The sequence below is a fragment of the Terrihabitans aquatilis genome, from assembly GCF_052542005.1.
The window spans coordinates 517,636-536,087 of the sequence record NZ_JBOCUO010000001.1 but is presented as its reverse complement, the minus strand read 5'-3'; the positions used below and the strand labels follow the sequence as shown (position 1 = coordinate 536,087).

Below are 18,452 nucleotides of genomic sequence, written 5' to 3'. Positions count from 1 at the left end.
TCACCATCTGATGGCCTCATCCCATGAAGCGCGTGATCCTCCTCTTTCTCATCCTTTTCATCCTGCCCCTCGCAACCCACGCCGCATGGTGGTGGAACAAGGGCTGGCCGGATTCCTGGTCATCGGCCGATTGGTCGTCCGCGCGCCTCCTTCCGCAGGCGTCCGACGAGCCGGATGCCGTGGTGCACGTGCTCGGCGCCCGCACCGGCGGATGGAAGGGCATCTTCGCCCATCACAGCTGGGTGGTCATCAAAGAGAGCGGAGCACCCCGCTACACGCGCTTCGACGTGGTGGGTTGGGGGTCGCCTGTCCGAACCAATGTCCGCGTCGTCGATGGCAATTGGTATGGCAATGCGCCCGTCGTCCTCCTCACCTTGCGCGGCGCGGAAGCTGAAGCCGTGATCGATCGGGTCAAGTCCGCGATCGCCGATTACCCCTTTGCGGGGCTCGGCACCTACAAAGCGTGGCCCGGTCCGAACTCGAACACCTTCGTCGCCCACATTGCCAGCCACGTTCCCGAACTCGCCCCGGCCTTGCTACCGACGGCGGTCGGAAAGGATTATCGCGGCCGTTTCTTCGCAGGAAGCGCACCGAGCGGCGGGGGCCTTCAGGTCTCGCTGGGCGGCATGGCCGGGCTGACGTTCGGCTGGGTCGAGGGCGTGGAACTGAACGTCCTCGGCGCTGTCGCGGGCGTCGATTTCCGCCGCCCCGCCATCAAGTTGCCGGGCTGGGGACGCATCGGGCTTTCGCCAGCCTGATAGACGTTTGCGGGCACTTCGTCATTGAAGCGTCGCGCGGTCGATCATAATTGCGATGCGCGAAACCTGAAGGAGCGCACCATGCCCGTGACCCAGCAAAATCCCATCGAGCTGTTCTACTGGCCGACTCCGAACGGCCACAAGATCACGATCATGCTGGAGGAGGTCGGGCTTCCCTACAGCATCGTTCCCGTGAACATCGGCGCCGGCGACCAGTTCAAGCCGGATTTCCTCGCCATTTCCCCCAACAACCGGATGCCGGCCATCATCGATCCCGAGGGGCCCGACGGACAACCGATCTCGGTCTTCGAATCCGGTGCGATCCTTCAATATCTCGGCCGCAAGACGGGCCAGTTCTATCCGTCTGATGAACGAGCGCGTGTCGAGGTCGAGCAATGGCTGTTCTGGCAGATGGGCGGTCTCGGACCGATGGCGGGTCAGACGCACCATTTCCGCATCTACGCACCGGAGAAGGTGCCTTATGCGATCGACCGCTACACGAACGAGGTGAACCGCCTTTACGGCGTGATGAACAAGCGTCTGGCCGACCGCGATTATCTCGCCGGTGAGTATTCCATCGCCGACATGTCCTGTCTCAGCTGGTCGCTGGGCTGGGAGCGGCAGGGGCAAGATCTTGCCCAGTTCCCGAACCTCCGAACGTGGCAGGAGCGGCTGCAAGCACGCCCGGCTGTCGAACGTGGCTTGGCCGTCAAGGTGGATGCGCCGCCGCTCGATCTTGCCAACGACAAGGAAGCCCAGAAGCTGTTGTTCGGCTAGCAGGCAAGGTGACCCCGAAAGCGGGCGAGGGGTGTGGAACCCGACCCCTTTCAGGAACGTTTATCATTGGAATTCGTAAAGCTTGCGGTTTGCAGGCACGTTGACGGGAGATTTTCATGGCCACGCCTCCGAACACTGAACGTCCGGCAAGCGCGAAAGCGGCTGCCGCCATCGCGGAAGCAAAGGCGAACGCAGACACCGAGAACCTTGCCCGTGATACCGAAACTGCCGCGGCCGATCTCGAAACGCTCCGGCAGGATGTGATCCGACTCAGCAAGGCGGTATCCGCCCTCGTTTCGGCCCAGGCCACCGAAGCCAAGGGCCTCGTGACCGAGAAGGCCAGCGATCTTTACGATCAAGGCCTTGATTACGTCCGGACGGCTGAGGATCAGGTTCGCACGCTCGCGGACGACGTGTCGTCCACCGTTCGCGAAAAGCCGCTCGCCAGCATCGGCATCGTGTTCGGCATCGGCTACATCATCGGCCTTCTGAGGCGCCGCTGATGCTGAAGACCCTGCTGGCCAGCGGCGCCCTGTTCCAGGGCGTCAAGGCGCAACTCAGCGCGACGGCACAGCGTGCCGGGGTGATCCTGGTGTTCGGGATCATCGCGCTGGTGTTCTTCGGCGTGGGTCTCGCGGCATTGGCGGTGGCTGCGGCGATCGCGCTGATGCCGCATCTCGGTGCGGCGGGCGCGGCGGCCAGCGTGGGCGGCGGTGCGTTGGTCATCGCGGCTCTGCTGATCTGGATCGGCACGCGCGACAGGGCCCCCAAGGCAGCCCCGGTCGCACGGCCTGTCGTCGGGCCGTCCTATTCGCCCTATGCCGGCTTGAGCGAGGCGCTGCCCGAATTGTCGCGCGCCGCGGCGTCCGCGCCTCTGCCCCTGATGGTTGGCGCGTTGGTGCTCGGCCTCGTTCTCGGCCGCCGCACCTGAACCTGCCGATCAGAGAAGCTGTGCCGCCGCGAACTGCTCGGCGATGATGCGTTCTTCCATGCCGTTTTCCGGGTCGTGAAGCATCACCATCTGATGATCGCGGTCGAGACGGACGACCACTTCGCGCGCATTGCGGAATTCGGTGTGGTCCGCCACGGCCGACACCGGTCGTTTGATCGGGTCGAGCACGCCAAAACGCACCTCGGCCTGATCGGGCAGAAGGGCGCCGCGCCAGCGTTTGGGCCGGAAGGGGTTCAGCGGCGTCAGGGCGAGAAGCTTCGAGCTCAGCGGCACGATCGGGCCATAGGCCGAATGATTGTAGGCGGTCGAGCCGGCGGGGGTCGCCACCAGCGCTCCGTCTCCGGCCAGCTCCTTCATCCGGATGATACCGTCGACCCACACTTCGAGCTTCGCAGCCTGGAACGTCTGCCGATAAAGCGACACCTCGTTGATGGCTCGCGCGAAGTGCCGATGCCCCTCGATATCGAGCACATGCATCACGAGCGGCCGCACCACGGTTTCGACCGAGGCCTCCAGCCGCTCCAGCAGGCCTTCCTCGCGGAAGGAATTCATCAGGAACCCGACCGTGCCCCGGTTCATGCCGTAGATCGGAATCCCGCGTTTCATAAAACGGTGCAGCGATTGCAGCATCATGCCGTCACCGCCGAGCGCCACGACAACGTCGGCTTCATCAGGCGGATTGTTGCCGTAGAGGTGGGCCAGACGGCGGACGGCCTTCTGCGCCTCCTCGGCCTCGCTCGCGACGAAGGCGATCCGCGAGAACCGTGGCCCATTGCTGGCCGGCGGCTCTGTGGCGAGACCCTCGATCAGGTCGATCGCCTGCTCGTGCGACGGTGGCTTCATCCAGGAACGGCTTTCAAGCTCTGAGACGCCCGCTATCCTGCGAGGTAATCAAGGAGGCTTACATGGATGATCCGGTGCTCGTCTATACCACATGGCCGGACGCGGCTGCGGCAGAAGAGGCCGGTCGTCGTCTGGTGGAAGCCCGGCTGTGCGCCTGCGCCAATATCCTGCCGGGAATGGTCTCGCTCTATATGTGGGAGGGGCAGCTTGAGAAGGCGACCGAGGCGGTCATGATTCTCAAGACCGTCGAGGCCCGCATCGAGCCGCTCTTTGCCGCCATCCGCGAAACCCATCCCTACGAGATCCCGGCCATCACAGCTTTCGCCGCCAAGGCTGTGGACCCGGCCTTTGCGCGCTGGATTGCAGACGAGACGGCGGAGGGCGCCTCCTAAAGGATCGGGCTCCAGACCGACGGCACGAAGCTGAAGCGATCGCCATCCTTGGCAATGTGACCGTTCGACGGGAAGGGGAAATGATAGCCGTGGACGAGCATGCGGTCGGCGGCCACCATGTCCAGAAGCCGTCGCCGCGTGGCCTCTGCCATCGCAGGGTCCATGTCGAACGTGACGTGCCATCCCGGATTGCGAACAAAAAGCGCCGGATGATTTGTCGTATCGGACAGCGACATCATCTGCTCGGAGCCCGAGGCGATGCGGAATGTCATGTGGCCGGGCGTGTGACCAAAGGCAGAGTGCGCCACGATTCCCGGGATGACCTCCTGTTCAGGCTTGTAGCGGGTGATGTCTTTCGCGAGGGGCCCGAACAGCTCGCGCAGCCTCTGGAACGTCGGAAGGCGCGCTCTGGACGCGCGGCTCATCTCGCCATCGTCCATCCAATATGCCCATTCGGGTTCCGGCACGAAGATTTCCGCGTTCGGGAAGACGGGCTCACCCTCCTTGGTCGTGAGACCCAGGACATGGTCGAAATGGAAATGCGAGATCACGACCGCGTCGACCGATTTCGGATCGAGGCCTGATACTTCCATGTTCTCGACCAGCATGCCGGCCGTGGGCGCCAGCTGCCCACCGGTGCCTGCATCGATCAGGACCAGCTTGCGGCCTGTGTTGATCAACAGCGGATTGAACTGGATGCCGAGCTCATCCTCGGGAAGAAAAGCCTCGCGCATTGCCGCCTTCACCTCATCGAAGGGGGCGTTGCTGACGAATCCGTCCTTCAGCGGCATCTTGTTGATGCCGTCGTTCAGTGCCATCAGCTCGAAATCGCCGAGCTTGTAGCGGGAAATGCCGGGCACCTGCCTTCCGGCGGCGGGGGAGGCGGCCTGCACGGGCGCGCTTGTCCCGGAAACGGCCAACGCAGCGGCACCGGCGCCGAAAAGGGCCGTGCGACGGGTCACCTGGTCAATGCTCGTTGCCTTCGTCATGCGGGCGTCTCCCATGTGTTCCTCTTCCATATAGAACGAGATCGATGAATTGGCGTGACCGATGGTCGAGCCTCACGATGGTTTGAGGCACAGCCGACATCAAGCAAGTCTTTCGCCGACATCCGGTGAGGCGCCGGAATCCGTCGTAAACGACCTTGAGACCGGAACTTTTTCGCCCGTCCGCGCGTCGTGATTGACGCCTTTGAGCGGCCTCAGTAAGGCTGGCCGCCTGATCGCAGCTTGGGAGAGGTGGTGCCTTGGCGGACCGCAGCCAATTGTCCACCTCGATACGCAGCCGGCTGGCCCTTCTGACCGCCGGCCTGCTGGTGCCCGGTCTTTTGATCGGCGCGCTTCTGCTGTGGGATTCCTATCGTCATTCCCGGGCGGCGACGGAGCGTCAGCTCATCGAAACGGCTACGGCGCTGTCGCTGGTTGTCGATCGGCAGATCGGCGAGGCGGCGACCTTCAACCGCGTGCTGGCCACGTCGCCTTTCCTTAAGACCGGGGACCTGAAGGCGTTCGAGCAGCAGGCCCGAGAGGCGTTGTCGGACCGGCATGCCTGGGTCACGCTCATGGACGCGCGTGGCCAACTCCTCGTGAACACCCGTTTTCCGCCGGGCGCCGACCTGCCGCATGTATCGCTCAGCGCGCGGCCCTGGACCGAAATGACCAACGGCGCGAGCATTTCGAACATGATGTCCAGCCAGCTCACGGGCGAGGAGATCATCACGGTCAACACCCCGGTCGATGTGGGATCGAACAGGTACCTCCTGTCGTACGTGATGCGGCCATCGATGTTCAGCTCCATGCTGGAGCAGCAATCCCTTCCGCCCGGCTGGGTCGGCAACATCATCGACGGCGACAACAACGTCGTCGCGCGCAGTTTTCGCAGCGAGGAGGTGAGGGGCAGCAAGGTCAGCGGCCCCATGCTGTCGGCTCTGGCGGAGGCTGATCGGGGCGTTGTGGAAAGCTTCTCGTTCGAGGGGGTGCCCACCCTCGTCGCGTTCAGTCGCTCCCCTGTCTACCGATGGACGTTCGGCGTCTCCGTCCCGCGCGAATTGCTGCAGAACACCATTACGGGAAATCTCGCTCTCGCCGCCGGCGGCGGTCTGGCACTGCTCGTGCTGGGAGCCCTGTTGTCGCGCTGGGTTTCGCGCAGCATTTCGCGGCCGGTCGAGGGCCTTGCGCAATCCGCATTGGCCCTTGGGCAGGGCAAGATCGTTGATCCGCCCCGGACCCGTATCAAGGAAGTGAATGCGGTCGGCCAGGCGCTTCGAGATGCGTACCAAGCACTGCAATCGCGCGGTGCGGAGTTGATCGAAAGCGAGACGCGCCTGCGCCTGGCCGTTCAGGCAACCCGGCTGGGCATCTGGGACTACGACCTTTCGTCCGGGCAGCACGCTTTCTCCCGTGAATTGTTCGACGTGTTCGGCATTGCCCCCACGGACCAGGTCGGGATCCGGACGTTCCTTCGACAGATCTCGGAGCGGGATCGCGCCGCGGTGTTCGCGCAATATCGCGCTTTCGTGGAGACCGGCAACGGAGGTGCCCACGATCTCGAATTCCGTATCCGTCGATCCGAGAGGGCGGGCGAAGCCTGGGTCCATGCTTCGCTGAAGGGCGCTTTCGATGAGGAGAGCCGCCTCCTCCAGCTCAGCGGCACGGTGCTCGACGTTACGGAGCGCCGCACGGCCGAAGAGGTGCAGCGTGAGAGCGAGGAACGCTTCCGCGCCATGGCAGACAATGCGCCGGCTTTGATCTGGATGACGGACCCGGCCGGGAACGTCACCTTCGCCAACGCCTATCATGAGCGCATGTTCGGCCGGCCGGCGGCTGATCTCTACGCCCAGGGCTGGGTGGACATTGTCGGCGCCGACGGCAATCCCTTCGAAAGGCCGGACGTCGCCGCCGCCATTTCCCGCCATGAATCCCTGCGCTTCGAAATGAAGGTGCGCGACGGGTCTGGCAATGCACGTTGGCTGCGTTGCGAGGCGGTGCCCCGGTTTTCCGGGCCCGACGGCGAGTTCGTCGGTTATGTCGGCTGCAACATCGACGTCACCGAAGCGAAGATGACGGCCGATCTCCTCGAACGGCGGATCGACGAGCGCACCGTGGAACTGGCTTCCGCGAACAAGCTCCTCCTGACGCAGATCGAGGAGCGGGAACGGGTCGAGGCCACCTTGCGGCAGGTGCAGAGGCTGGAAGCGGTCGGCCAATTGACGTCCGGCGTCGCGCACGACTTCAACAATCTTCTGACCGTCGTCCTCGGCAATGTGGCGCTCGCCGAGCGTCATGCCGCCGAAGGGCCTTTGGCCCGGCGTCTCGCAAATATCCGAATGGCCGCCGAACGCGGCGCATCGCTGGTCGCGCAATTGCTCGCATTCTCCCGCCGCCAGCGGCTGGAGCCGAAGATCATCAATCTCAACGAGACCGTGGTCGGCATGCGCGAACTTCTGCAAAGCTCGATGGGCGGAAGCGTCGCCGTCGAAATCGCCTTGCAGGACAATCTGTGGCCCGCACTGGTCGATCCGACGCAGATCGAGCTCATCATCCTCAACCTCGCCATCAATGCCCGCGATGCGATGGAGGTCGGTGGATTGCTGCGGGTCAGCACGTCCAACGAAGTGATCCGCGAGCAGCCCGTGAGGCCAGAGCAGCCGTCGCCCGGCGAATATGTCGTGGTCGCCGTCAGCGATTCTGGCACAGGCATGAGCGAGGACGTGATGGCGCGCGTGTTCGAGCCCTTTTTCACCACGAAGGAGGTGGGAAAAGGGTCCGGTCTCGGCCTCAGCCAGGTGCTCGGCTTCGCAAAGCAATCGGGCGGCGGCGTCCGCATCGCCAGCCGGGAAGGGCGCGGCACCATCGTGCAGGTTTTCCTGCCACGCGCCAACGCAGCGCCCACCGAGATCCCGCAGCCTCGAAGTGAGGGCACGCCCCCGCGCGACGAGGCGCATTGCATCCTCGTCGTGGACGACGACGATCTGGTGCGGGAAGTCACGTCCTCGAAGCTTCAGGCGCTCGGATACAATGTCGTCGAGGCGGCGAACGGACCCTCAGCGCTGGTGGCGCTGGAGGAGAACCCGTTGATCGAGCTGCTCGTGCTCGATTTCGCGATGCCGGGCATGAATGGCGCGGAAGTGGCGCGCGCCGCCGAGAAGCGCCGTCCCGGAATTCCCATGATGTTCGTGACCGGCTACGCGGACCTGAGCGCGCTGGAGGAAGTCTCCGGGGTGCCGATCCTCCACAAGCCGTTTCGCGATGAGGAACTTGCGCAGCAGGTGGAAAGCCTTCTGCACGATGCGCCGGGATCAAATTCTCAGTCAGATGGCGACGTGACCGCTTGAACGACCTCGCGGCTTATGCCGGGCTGTTCGTGGCGGCCCTTGTGGCGGCCACCTTCATCCCGTTTCTCCCTGCCTCGTCGGAGCTCGCGCTGGCCGGTCTTCTCGCCGCGGGCAAGGGACATCCGGGCATATTGTTCGTGGTCGCGACGCTTGGCAATGTCGGGGGCTCCATCCTCAATTTCTACGTCGGGCGGTCTGTGTCCCGATTGAGGGAAAGGCGCTGGTTTCCCATCGCGGAGCGCCGCCTGCAGACCGCCTCGGCATGGTTCGAGCGCTACGGCGCGTGGCTGCTGCTGATGTCGTGGATGCCCATCGTGGGCGATCCCATCACCGTGGTCGCCGGCATGCTGCGCACGCCGTTCCTGCGCTTCCTGATTTTGGTGATCATTGCGAAGGCCGGACGCTATCTCGTCCTCATCGCGGGGCTGACCTGGTTCCAGACTTGAGAGGTCTGGTGCCGGCGGAGAGGATTGAACTCCCGACCTTCGGTTTACAAAACCGCTGCACTACCGCTGTGCTACGCCGGCCCAGATGCCGAGTTAGCAGAGGGAGAGGCGGCCTTCAACTGGTCCGTTTACAAGACGGCGTTGGAAACGCGTTGGATGCTGCGGCCCAACGCGCTTCGTCCGGTTCTCAGGCCGCGTGCTTTCCATCCTCGCGGAATTCGATCGGGCAGGCGCCGGATGCGCAGTCCAGATGCTCCCGGCCGATGTCCTCGGATATCGCCGAGCGCTGGATCGCCCGCGCGATGCCTTCGAATTCGGCCTTCGAAACGGGCTGTTCCGGTAGATATTCGTACGCCGTCAGATCGTCCGATTGCGGCATGACCGAACAGGCGCGAATGCCGGGCTGATGGGCGCGCAGCATCTCCTCGAAGGCCGCAAAGCCGGTCGTCGCGGGCCGGTATTTCAGGGTGTAGCTGATCTGGTTGCCATAGGCCGGGCGCTGCTTGTCTCCCGCCAGATATTCGGCGGTGTCGAAGCCTTCCAGCCAGAAGCGCTCGCCGAGTCGGAGCCAGGCGAACTGCTCCTCCATGCTCGCCTCGCCCGCGGTCACGAGGTGCGGCTCGATGCCATCGAGATCGCAGATCGTGGGAGAGGTCGGGAAGCCGACGATGGTGTGCCCCTTGTAGACCTCGAGCTTGCGCACCGGATAGCCAAGCGCAGCGTAATCGGCCACCAGCGGATCGTCGTTCCGGTATTGCACCCAGCGCAGGTAATGCAGCATCGACGGCAGATGCCAGCCCTCCGTCAGGCCGAACAATTTCGACACCGAGCCCGAGGGTTTGATCGTGGTCATGGTGTGCGGCACCGCCACGCCCAGCGTCCCGGCATAGCTTACGGCCTCGTCATAGACGACACGCGACAGCGACCCCAGAACATCCCAGAAAGCTGCCGCGCGGATGCGGGGAAGATAGGTCGTGATGTCCTGCCGGATTCTATCCGGCTGCGCTTCCTTGGCGCGGTTGTAGCCCTCGAAATCCGGCGCGACGAGATCGCGAAAGCCGACGCCGAAGAACTTCCACGCGAATTCGTGCACGCCGGTCAGCCCCACGCCGATGCGGTTGGTGCGCCGCACCTCCGCCGAGTACAGGCTGTCCATCAGGTTTACGCGCATCAGCGCCCGCACCGCCGTGCGCACCGATGTGTGTGCCTCCTCGATCGTGTCGCAATGGAAGGGTGCCACATCGGCGATGACGCAGAATGCGCCCAATACGCTCAGCACGATCTCGCCGCACGGATTGACGATGTAGCCGTTCTTCTTGGAGCTGACGATCCTGGCCAGCCGCGCCAGATAAAGCCGCGTGTCGTCCGAGACCTGATAGCGTTCCGAGCCGACGAAATCCCCGCGCCGAAACACGTCGGCATCGAGGCCTGCGTTGTTCTTCACGAGCAGATCCTCGTTGATGAAGCCCGGCTCGCCCGTGCCGTCGCCATAGGCGCATTCCGCGCCGCGTTTGAACACCGCCCGGGCGTGGCGCGTGAGCTGCGCATTGTAGTCTGCATCGTCCGGCATCAGCGCAAGCCGCCGCCAGAAATCGGCGTCCACGGTCACGCTGTTGTTGCTCGACCACAGGAAGGCCATGGGCGGGAAAGGGCTCTGCTCGCGCAGGGCCAAGACCTGATCCATGGAAAGACCGTCATATTCGATCGGCCGCTTCACCTCGATGAAGTCGACGGCCTCCAGATCCGACCAATGCTTGGTCGACATGCGGGCCGCGCGCCGTGCGCCACCCACCAGAACGGGCTCGGCCAGATAATGGTCGATGTAAAGGGTCTGCCGCCAGGGCGCGAGACCGGCACCCTTGATCTTGGCGATCTTCTCGAACGCATTCATCAGCGGCACCGGGCCGGATGACGGGCGGCCCTGCATGCCCATGATCGGCTCGCCGCGACCGCGTACCTCCGAGAAGTCCAGCACCAGAAGATGGTCCCGGAACACTTTCTGATACGTCATGATCTCCAGCAGCTCGACCGCTTCGGCCCAGCCTTCGCGGCTGTCCGGCACCGTGAACCAGGTCACGTTCGAACCCTTGCCGTAGAGGTGGCGGGCATCGCGCACGGAGGTGTGCTGCGAATGGTCGAAATCGGGATGGGTGTCGCTCAGCACCACCCGAATGGTGGGCATGTGGTCCCAATTCGTCAGCATCAGATCGTCATCGTAGCAGCGCCCCACGCCCGAGCCGTTCAGCAGCAGGTAGAACAGCGCGAACGAGGTCGCCGCCGTGCTGCAATTGGTGAACACCTCCTGCGGCCGCGACATCTGGTGTGCGTCGCCCTGTTGCAGGTGCCGGCCGGACATCAGCACGGCGCCTTTGGCGATGAGATCGCGAAGCTCTGTGGCTTCGGCCGTGCGCCGCGCCGGATCGGGCTCGTGCGGCACGCCTGCGGCATTCGTCAGCGAAAGGAGTGACACATTTCCTTCCGCGACACGGCTAGCCAGTTCTCCCCAGCTCTCCCATCGCGTGGGCGGAGCCATCCCGCGAGGGGCAGCCGCCTCATCCAGCCGCACTGAGAAACCGCCCGTATTGTTGAGGGCCACGAGCCAGGATTTGAGATCGGGATCCTTGGGGTGCAGCGCGATTTCGCGGTCAAGCAATGCCTGCGCATCGTCCGTCAGCACCCGCCTCAGATAGGTGCGCTCCGCCACCGCCACCCCCATGCCCGGGTGTAAAGGACGAAACGACGAAGCAGGTGCAAGAGGCATGGCGATTCTCCCGTTGGGAACGGCGCAGCCTAGGCCTCGGCTCTACTAATAATCAAGATGTTGTGGTGCTACGTAATATACCTACGATATCATGCAGCATGATGAAGGCGTTGACCCGGAATTTTCCTACGGCTCCAAGCTTCGGGTGGCCTTACGCCATTGTGCCTCACGGCGTGGATTTCCCTTTTGGCCAGGTCGAAAGCGCCTGTTCGGCCACAGCCTCCAGAATGTCGCGGCTGAAGCCGGCCTTGGCCTGCACCGCCATCCCATGAAGAACGGTCATCAGGAAAGCCGCAAGACATTCGGGGCTCGCGGTGTGGGGCAGGTCGCCCTCCGCCTTTGCCCGTTCGAAACGCTCTCGAAGCTGCATCTCGCCCGATGCCCGAGCGTCGATCAGCGCTTTGCGGACGGGCTCCGATCCGTCGGACCCCGCGAGAACCCCGTTGATGCCGAGACAGCCGGTGTGATCGGGATAGCGGGTGTTGAGGTCGATCGCCCTGTAGAGGATGTGCTCGGCCACTTCCCGCGCTGTGGGAAGCTGAAGCGCGGCCGGGAAATAGTCCAAATAGCGCTCGCGATAGCGCTCGAGGGCTCGCCGGAATAATTCCTCCTTGTTGCCGAATGCGGAATAGAGGGCAGGGCGTTCCACGCCGGCGGCCTTGGTCAGGTCCGTGTAACAGGCGCCCTCATACCCCTTGCGCCAGAACACGCGCAGCATGGCATCAAGCGCCTTATCCACGTCGAATTCGCGCGGGCGGCCCATCACACGATCTCCGTCTTTTTCATAATCCTCATTATTAAACAGCTTGCCTTCCGTGTCATCATTCCATACCGATCATTATCGTAACAGTCGTTACGTCTTTGGCAATCTTGCCATCGGGGATTGGTAGGAGAATTTCCGTGTCGAACACATTGAAGGGCAAGGCCGTGCTGATCACCGGAGGCTCGCGCGGCCTCGGTGCTGAACTGGCCGTAGCGTTCGCGTCTCTCGGCGCGGATGTCGCGATCAGCTATGCCGCATCGGCCGACAAGGCTCAGTCCGTGGTGGAGAAGGTGAAGGCGAAAGGGGTGCGTGCGATCGCCATCAAGAGCGATCAGTCCGATCTGTCCTCGGCTCAGCAGCTGATCGATGCGGTCATCGCGGAGTTCGGCAAGCTCGACATCCTCGTGAACAATGCTGGCATCGCCATCCAGGGTCATCGGGTGGACGATCCGACGCTCGATGGAGACCGATACAATCGACAATGGCAGGTGAACGTGCTGGGCACGATCGCCAATACCCGCGCCGCGGCACCCAAACTCACCGATGGCGGCCGCATCGTGTTCATCGGGTCCGGCCTCGGTTCCACTGTTCCGTTCCCGGGCGTTGCCGATTATGCGGGCACCAAATGGGCGCTGGCCGGCTATGCGAAGGGCGTCGCGCGCGATCTCGGGCTCCGCAACATCACCGTGAATGTCGTCCAGCCCGGCATCATGCCCACCGACATGGCGGCCGAGGTGGCCGGCGAGCTTCCGAATCTGGACGCCATTCTGGATCTGCATCCGATCCGCCGCATCGCGACCCTCGATGAGGTGGCAGACGTGGTGTGCTTCCTTGCCGGCCCGTCAGCAGGCTACATCACTGGCGAAACGATCAACGTGGCCGGCGGCTTCGGCATCTGAACTCGGGGAGGGATGACGGCCAAGGCCTCCAACAGGCCTCGGCTGCACCGGCCTCATGATGGACGTGAACACACGCGTGTTCTATCCCTCAAGAGGTCGTTTCGACCGTGTCCCGGCGTCAGTGCTGAGGTAATTTCATGCTTCGACCCTTTGTGCCTTCCAAGGATCATGAACGGTCGAGGCAGTTCTACGAAGCCATCGGGTTCGAAACCACGTACGCAGACGGAAGAATCGCTGTCATGTCCAACGGCGATGACAGCTTCATCCTGCAGAATTTCTACATGGAGGAACTGGCGAACAATTTCATGCTGCAAATGACTGTTCCAGACGCCGACGCATGGTGGAAGGAACACGATCCTGCACATGCTGCCGAGCAATTCGGAACCAGATCGCCGACGCCGCCGGCATTGCAACCTTGGGGTCTGATCGTCGGCTTTCTACACGATCCTTCGGGCGTGCTCTGGCACATCACCGAAGCGCAGGCATAGCGCGTTCACGCTGAGCTGGTCAGGCCGCGAGGCGACGCTGCTGAGTGGCGCTGCGCCGCCGCGAGCGAGTGAAGCCAAACCCGGCTCGATGCTTTCTGCAAGAACAGAGGTAAGTGGCGGAGACGGAGGGATTCGAACCCTCGAGACCCTTTTAGGGGTCTGCTCATTTAGCAAACGAGTGCCTTCAGCCTCTCGGCCACGTCTCCGGCAGGTGCTTGGTACAAGGTGACGCTGGTTCGGTCAACGCGGCTTTGCAGCGAAATCATCGGGCCTGCTTCTGTTGAGTTCGAATGACGACTCGGGGCATGCTCCGCGCCATGTCCGCATTGCTTGATCGACGTGTGACCGAGGCCGATCCTGACGTCGTCCTCGGCGTACGGGATTCGTTTTCCGGCCGCCTCTGGGTGCCGCGCCTGGACCCGGCCCGGAGGCCCGTCGCGCTGGCCATGGCGCAGCGCCACGGTCTGTCTTCGCTCGTGGCCGATATCATGGCCGCCCGCGGTGTCGGGCTGGACGAGGTCGGCGCCTATCTCACACCCAATCTGCGCACCATGCTGCCTGAGCCGTATACGCTCACCGACATGGAGAAAGCGGCCGAGCGTCTGGCGCAGGCGATCGAGGCCGGCGAGCATGTGGCCATTTTCGGCGATTACGATGTCGACGGCGCCACGTCCTCGGCCGTGCTGGCCTCGCTGCTGCGGGCCGCCGGCACGCCCTACACGATCTACATCCCGGACCGAATCTTCGAAGGCTACGGCCCCAATGCCGAGGCGATCGCCCGGCTGGCGGAGGGCGGGGCCCGTCTTCTCGTCACGGTGGATTGCGGCACGACGAGCCATTCCGCGCTCGATGAGGCGCGCGCGCTGGGGCTCGACGTCGTCGTTCTCGATCACCACGGCACCGGCGCCACGCTGCCGGAAGTTGTGGCGCTGGTGAACCCGCAGCGTCAGGACGATCTGTCCGGGCAGCAGCACATGGCCGCCGTGGGAGTCGTGTTCCTCACCATCATCGCGGTGAGCCGGCTGCTGCGGCAGCGTGCTTTCTGGTCCGCGACGCGCCCCGAGCCGGATCTGCTGGCGCTGCTCGATCTCGTCGGGCTCGGCACGGCCGCCGATGTCGTGCCTCTGAAAGGCGTCAATCGAGCCTTCGTCGCCAAGGGCCTCGCGGCTTTGGGCCAGCGCCGCCGTCCGGGCCTGCGCGCTCTGGCCGATCTGGCGGGCATGCGCGGCCAGCCCAGTCCGTATCATCTCGGCTTCCTGCTCGGTCCGCGCATCAATGCGGGCGGCCGCATTGGCCGAGCCGATCTCGGAGCGCGCCTTCTCATGTGCGACGACGAGGTCGAGGCGCGCGTCATCGCGGAAGAGCTCGATAATCTCAATCGCGAGAGGCAGGCTATCGAGCAGGCCGTGCTCGCCGAGGCCATGGAGCAGGCCGATTCGGCGCCTGCCGGCTCCGTTACGATCGTCGCCGGGCAGGGCTGGCATCCCGGCATTGTCGGGCTGGTCGCCGCCCGACTTGCCGAACGCTGCCAGCGGCCCGCTTTCGCCATCGCGCTGGATGCGGACGGCAAGGGCACCGGCTCAGGGCGCTCCCTGCCGGGCGTGGATCTCGGCGCGGCCGTTCGCAAGGCCGTGGATCGGGGGCTGCTGGTCAAGGGAGGCGGGCATGCCGCCGCCGCCGGCATCACCATCGCCACCGGCGGACTGGATGCGTTCTCGGCCTTCATGGATTCGGAGCTGGAAGAATCCGTCGCGGCATCCCGCGGCTCTGCGCTGCTCAAGATCGATGGGCTGGTTAGTGCCGGCGGGCTGCAATCGGGCCTTTGCGAAGACCTCGCCAAAGCGGGTCCTTACGGCGCGGGGAATCCCGAACCCGTTCTGGCATTGCCGCGTCACACGCTGACCTCGGCGGAGCCGGTCGGCACCGCGCATTTGCGTTTGCGCCTGAAGGCGGACGACGGGACAGGCGCGGAGGCCATCGCGTTCCGCGCGCTCGGGCGCCCGCTGGGAGAATCGCTGCTGGCGTCGCGGGGCCGGCGTCTGCATATCGCCGGAGGCGTGCAGCAGGACGAATGGGGCGGACGGTGCCGCGTCAGCCTGCGCGTCATCGACGCGGCCGTCGCTGAGGACTGAGATAAAAAATTCACGGAAGCGGCGTTTTTCAACACCGAACCCCCGCCGCAGCCGTTGCGCCCGGCGCAAACCTGGTCCTATAAGGGCCCGCGCTTCGCGCCCTTCGTCTATCGGTTAGGACGTCAGCCTTTCACGCTGAAAAGACGGGTTCGACTCCCGTAGGGCGCGCCATCACTTCCAGAAATCGTTGTGATTCCAATGGGTGGGGAACTTCCCACCTTGGGTGAGACAGTAGCGGGCATTGCGCAACCGCGTCCGCCGAACATCCGCCTCGCGAACGAACTGATGACGTGATACTCGCGAAATTGTCATTGGATCGCCGCAATATCTCCTAAATGCGAATAGGCGCGGCGAGGACCCATCGGTTAAGCCGGGTCAATCCTCCTGGCTCGGTGGCGGCTTTACCGGCCCATCCCTGGTGTTTCGATGTCCCTCATCCTCATTCTGATTGCCCTCATCGCGTTCATCGTGGTCGCGACTGCGTGGGGGAAGCTCAACCCGTTCGTGGCGCTTCTGCTCGCGGCCCTGATGGGCGGCTTGGCTTACGGCATTCCCCTGAACGACCTTCCGAAGACGATCGGCACCGGTTTCGGCAACACGCTGGGCGGCATCGGCATCGTGATCGCGCTCGGCACGATCATTGGCGTCATCCTGGAGAAGTCCGGCGGGGCCATCAGCATGGCCGAGGGCGTGATCAAGCTGATTGGTCAGCGGTTTCCCACGCTTACCGTCTCGATCATCGGCTATCTCGTTTCCATTCCCGTGTTCTGCGATTCCGGCTTCGTCATTCTGAACTCGCTGAAGAATGCGCTCGCCAAGCGGATGAAGGTCTCCATCGTTGCGATGAGCGTCGCGCTGTCCACCGGCCTGTATGCGACGCACACTTTCGTGCCTCCGACGCCTGGGCCGATCGCCGCGGCCGGCAATCTTGGCCTCGCCAACAACCTCGGCCTCGTCATTCTCGTCGGTCTGGTCGTCGCGGCGGTGTCGGCGCTCGGCGGATTGCTGTGGGCCAATATCTGGTTGCGGAAGGACGACCATCTGTATTTGAAGACGGGCGAGGGCAGCGAGCTCACCGATCCGGATATCGATTATCAGGCCCTGCGCGCGCAGTACGGCGAGATCCCAAGTGCGACCCGCGCTTTCGCCCCCATCGTCATTCCGATTCTCCTGATCTGCTTGGGCTCGATCGCCGCTTTCCCGGCCAATTTCTTCGGAGCCGGATCTCTGAAAGCGGCTTTGATGTTCATCGGCCATCCCATTCTCGCGCTTCTGATCGGGCTCGTCGTCGCCTTGCCGCTGCTGAAGCCTGGCAACCGGGCACAGAAATTCGCCGATCAGGTCGAGGAAGGCCTCATCGCCGCGGCCCCCATTCTGCTGATCACGGGTGCGGGCGGGGCTTTCGGCGCTGTGTTGAGCGCGTCTCCGCTGGGCACCTATCTCGGTGAAACCCTGTCGGCTCTCGGACTCGGCCTGTTCATGCCCTACGTGGTGGCGGCCGCGCTCAAGAGCGCTCAGGGCTCGACGACAGTGTCGCTCATCACGACCTCGGCTCTGGTCGCGCCCATTCTGCCGCAGCTTGGCCTCGACAGCGAAATGGGCCGCGTTCTCACGGTGATGGCGATCGGCGCGGGCGGCATGACGGTTTCGCACGTCAACGACAGCTTCTTCTGGGTCGTGTCGCAGTTTAGCCGCTTCACCCTGCCGACGGCGTTCAAGGCGCAGACCGGCGGAACCCTCGTCCAGGGCATCTTCGCAATGGCTGCGGTGTGGGCGCTGAGCTTTGTGATCCTCTGAGACGCGGCATTGAAACATCCTGATCGGCCACCTCAGGCCGGTCAGCGAGTACACAACGGGCGCCGGCCGTCGAAGCCGGCGCCCGTCATCGATTCCAGTATGGCGGCTTACGGCGCGGCGTGCTCTGCGGATTTCCCGATGCCGAGCCCTGCGATAAAGGCACCGAGTTCCTGGAAGGACGGGCCGCGCACGTCGGTCTTGCGCCAGGCCAGTCCGATCATTCGTCCGATGCTGGGATCCGAAAGCGGGATATAGGCGATGTGCGGATCCAGCAGCGGGTCCTGGCGCACGGCTAATCCGGGCATCAGTGCATGGCCCGCGCCGGCGGCCACCAGATGGCGCAAGGTCTCGATACTGGCCGCATGGCGCACGCTGCGCGAGGCGCGGGGTCGGGCGCACAGCGCCAGCGCCTGATCCCGGATGCAATGGCCTTCATCCATCAGGAGAAGATCGTCGGTATCGAGATCGTCGAGGCTGAGACTGGACTGGTGCGCAAACGACGATCCAGTTGAGCAAATTCCGATAAATCGTTCGAACAGAATCGGAAATGCCGTCAGTCGATCGTCTTCGACCGGAAGCGACAGCAACACGGCGTCGATCTCCCCACTCGTCACAAGTGCGCTCAGTTCTGCCGTCAGCCCTTCACGCAGGATGAGGCGCAGATCGGGGAAGCGCTCCCTGATCGGCCCCAGCAGATGCGGCACCAGATAGGGGCCGAGCGTTGCGATCACGCCGAGCCGGAGCGGGCCGGAGAGGGGGTCATTCAACGTGCGGGCGATGTCGAACAGGCGGCGTGCCTCACCCAATACGGTGCGAGCCTGCTCGATCAGACGATGCCCGGCTGCCGTCACGCGCACATCCCGGCCCGTGCGCTCGAAGATGCGCACCCCCAATTGCGCCTCGACCTTGCGGATCTGCCCGCTCAGCGAGGGCTGAGACACGCCGCACCGTTCGGCTGCGGCGGTGAAGCTGCCGGCGTCGGCGATGGCAACGACATATTCGATGTCACGAAGGGAAAGACCGCTAAAGCTCATGCAACGCCATAGGGTGATCCTATCAGTCTAGGAGGATATTTGTATTTCTCCTATCACAAAGAACGGATATTGTAGGT

General features: G+C 63.8%; 16 protein-coding genes and 3 tRNA genes. 12 read left to right on the top strand and 7 right to left on the bottom strand.

Going from position 1 to position 18,452, the window contains the following annotated elements; translation table 11 throughout:
- The first annotated feature begins 23 nt into the window (after window positions 1-23).
- From ACQ6S1_RS02720 to ACQ6S1_RS02705, 4 genes are all read left to right on the top strand, one after another.
- A complete protein-coding gene (locus ACQ6S1_RS02720) occupies window positions 24-758 on the top strand; it encodes a DUF3750 domain-containing protein (RefSeq protein WP_445039615.1) in 735 nt (244 codons plus the stop codon).
- A gap of 81 nt (window positions 759-839) precedes the next feature.
- Window positions 840-1,535: a glutathione S-transferase N-terminal domain-containing protein gene (locus ACQ6S1_RS02715; protein WP_445039614.1), complete on the top strand. Its 696-nt coding sequence runs from the start codon at window positions 840-842 to the stop codon at window positions 1,533-1,535.
- 116 nt (window positions 1,536-1,651) lie between these two features.
- Window positions 1,652-2,038, top strand: a complete 387-nt coding sequence (locus ACQ6S1_RS02710) for an ElaB/YgaM/YqjD family protein (protein WP_445039613.1) — start codon at window positions 1,652-1,654, stop codon at window positions 2,036-2,038.
- Complete coding sequence (locus ACQ6S1_RS02705; protein WP_445039612.1) at window positions 2,038-2,466, top strand: phage holin family protein; 429 nt, start codon at window positions 2,038-2,040, stop codon at window positions 2,464-2,466. The genes ACQ6S1_RS02710 and ACQ6S1_RS02705 overlap by 1 nt, the downstream gene beginning before the upstream one ends.
- Window positions 2,467-2,475: 9 nt before the next feature.
- Here the strand turns inward: ACQ6S1_RS02705 and ACQ6S1_RS02700 are convergent, their stop codons facing one another.
- The gene (locus ACQ6S1_RS02700; protein WP_445039611.1) at window positions 2,476-3,330 is read right to left on the bottom strand and encodes an NAD kinase; all 855 of its coding nucleotides are present in this window, start codon (window positions 3,328-3,330) and stop codon (window positions 2,476-2,478) included.
- Window positions 3,331-3,392: 62 nt separating this feature from the next.
- On the opposite strand from ACQ6S1_RS02700, the gene cutA reads away from it, so the two are divergent.
- Window positions 3,393-3,722, top strand: coding sequence for a divalent-cation tolerance protein CutA (cutA, locus tag ACQ6S1_RS02695; RefSeq protein ID WP_445039610.1), 330 nt, complete (start codon window positions 3,393-3,395; stop codon window positions 3,720-3,722).
- Here the strand turns inward: cutA and ACQ6S1_RS02690 are convergent.
- Window positions 3,719-4,711 carry an MBL fold metallo-hydrolase gene (locus ACQ6S1_RS02690; protein WP_445039609.1) on the bottom strand — a complete coding sequence of 331 codons (993 nt, stop codon included), beginning with the start codon at window positions 4,709-4,711 and terminating at the stop codon, window positions 3,719-3,721. The genes cutA and ACQ6S1_RS02690 overlap by 4 nt on opposite strands.
- Before the next feature lie 257 nt (window positions 4,712-4,968).
- On the opposite strand from ACQ6S1_RS02690, the gene ACQ6S1_RS02685 reads away from it, so the two are divergent.
- Complete coding sequence (locus ACQ6S1_RS02685; protein WP_445039608.1) at window positions 4,969-8,055, top strand: PAS domain S-box protein; 3,087 nt, start codon at window positions 4,969-4,971, stop codon at window positions 8,053-8,055.
- Complete coding sequence (locus ACQ6S1_RS02680; RefSeq protein ID WP_445039607.1) at window positions 8,052-8,501, top strand: YqaA family protein; 450 nt, start codon at window positions 8,052-8,054, stop codon at window positions 8,499-8,501. Before ACQ6S1_RS02685 ends, ACQ6S1_RS02680 begins: the two co-directional genes overlap by 4 nt.
- A gap of 6 nt (window positions 8,502-8,507) precedes the next feature.
- Here the strand turns inward: ACQ6S1_RS02680 and ACQ6S1_RS02675 are convergent.
- The 3 genes from ACQ6S1_RS02675 to ACQ6S1_RS02665 all read right to left on the bottom strand — a co-directional run bounded on the left by ACQ6S1_RS02675 (window position 8,508) and on the right by ACQ6S1_RS02665 (window position 12,025).
- Window positions 8,508-8,582, bottom strand: a tRNA-Thr gene (locus ACQ6S1_RS02675).
- Between the two features lie 106 nt (window positions 8,583-8,688).
- A complete protein-coding gene (locus ACQ6S1_RS02670; RefSeq protein ID WP_445039606.1) occupies window positions 8,689-11,262 on the bottom strand; it encodes a ribonucleoside-diphosphate reductase in 2,574 nt (857 codons plus the stop codon).
- A 166-nt stretch (window positions 11,263-11,428) separates the two neighbouring features.
- Window positions 11,429-12,025, bottom strand: coding sequence for a TetR/AcrR family transcriptional regulator (locus tag ACQ6S1_RS02665; protein ID WP_445039605.1), 597 nt, complete (start codon window positions 12,023-12,025; stop codon window positions 11,429-11,431).
- A 137-nt stretch (window positions 12,026-12,162) separates the two neighbouring features.
- Here ACQ6S1_RS02665 and ACQ6S1_RS02660 point away from each other — a divergent pair, with 137 nt between their 5' ends.
- Window positions 12,163-12,924, top strand: a complete 762-nt coding sequence (locus ACQ6S1_RS02660) for an SDR family NAD(P)-dependent oxidoreductase (RefSeq protein WP_445039604.1) — start codon at window positions 12,163-12,165, stop codon at window positions 12,922-12,924.
- Between the two features lie 137 nt (window positions 12,925-13,061).
- Window positions 13,062-13,412, top strand: coding sequence for a VOC family protein (locus ACQ6S1_RS02655; protein WP_445039603.1), 351 nt, complete (start codon window positions 13,062-13,064; stop codon window positions 13,410-13,412).
- A gap of 114 nt (window positions 13,413-13,526) precedes the next feature.
- Here ACQ6S1_RS02655 and ACQ6S1_RS02650 read toward each other — a convergent pair.
- Window positions 13,527-13,618: transfer RNA gene (locus ACQ6S1_RS02650), tRNA-Ser, on the bottom strand.
- Window positions 13,619-13,729: 111 nt separating this feature from the next.
- On the opposite strand from ACQ6S1_RS02650, the gene recJ reads away from it, so the two are divergent.
- From recJ to ACQ6S1_RS02635, 3 genes are all read left to right on the top strand, one after another.
- Window positions 13,730-15,544, top strand: coding sequence for a single-stranded-DNA-specific exonuclease RecJ (recJ, locus tag ACQ6S1_RS02645; protein WP_445040244.1), 1,815 nt, complete (start codon window positions 13,730-13,732; stop codon window positions 15,542-15,544).
- 96 nt (window positions 15,545-15,640) lie between these two features.
- A tRNA-Glu gene (locus ACQ6S1_RS02640) sits at window positions 15,641-15,715 on the top strand.
- Window positions 15,716-15,970: 255 nt separating this feature from the next.
- Window positions 15,971-17,341: a GntP family permease gene (locus ACQ6S1_RS02635; RefSeq protein ID WP_445039602.1), complete on the top strand. Its 1,371-nt coding sequence runs from the start codon at window positions 15,971-15,973 to the stop codon at window positions 17,339-17,341.
- 107 nt (window positions 17,342-17,448) lie between these two features.
- On the opposite strand, the gene ACQ6S1_RS02630 is transcribed toward ACQ6S1_RS02635, so the two are convergent.
- A complete protein-coding gene (locus ACQ6S1_RS02630; RefSeq protein ID WP_445039601.1) occupies window positions 17,449-18,375 on the bottom strand; it encodes a LysR substrate-binding domain-containing protein in 927 nt (308 codons plus the stop codon).
- Window positions 18,376-18,452 lie beyond the last annotated feature (77 nt).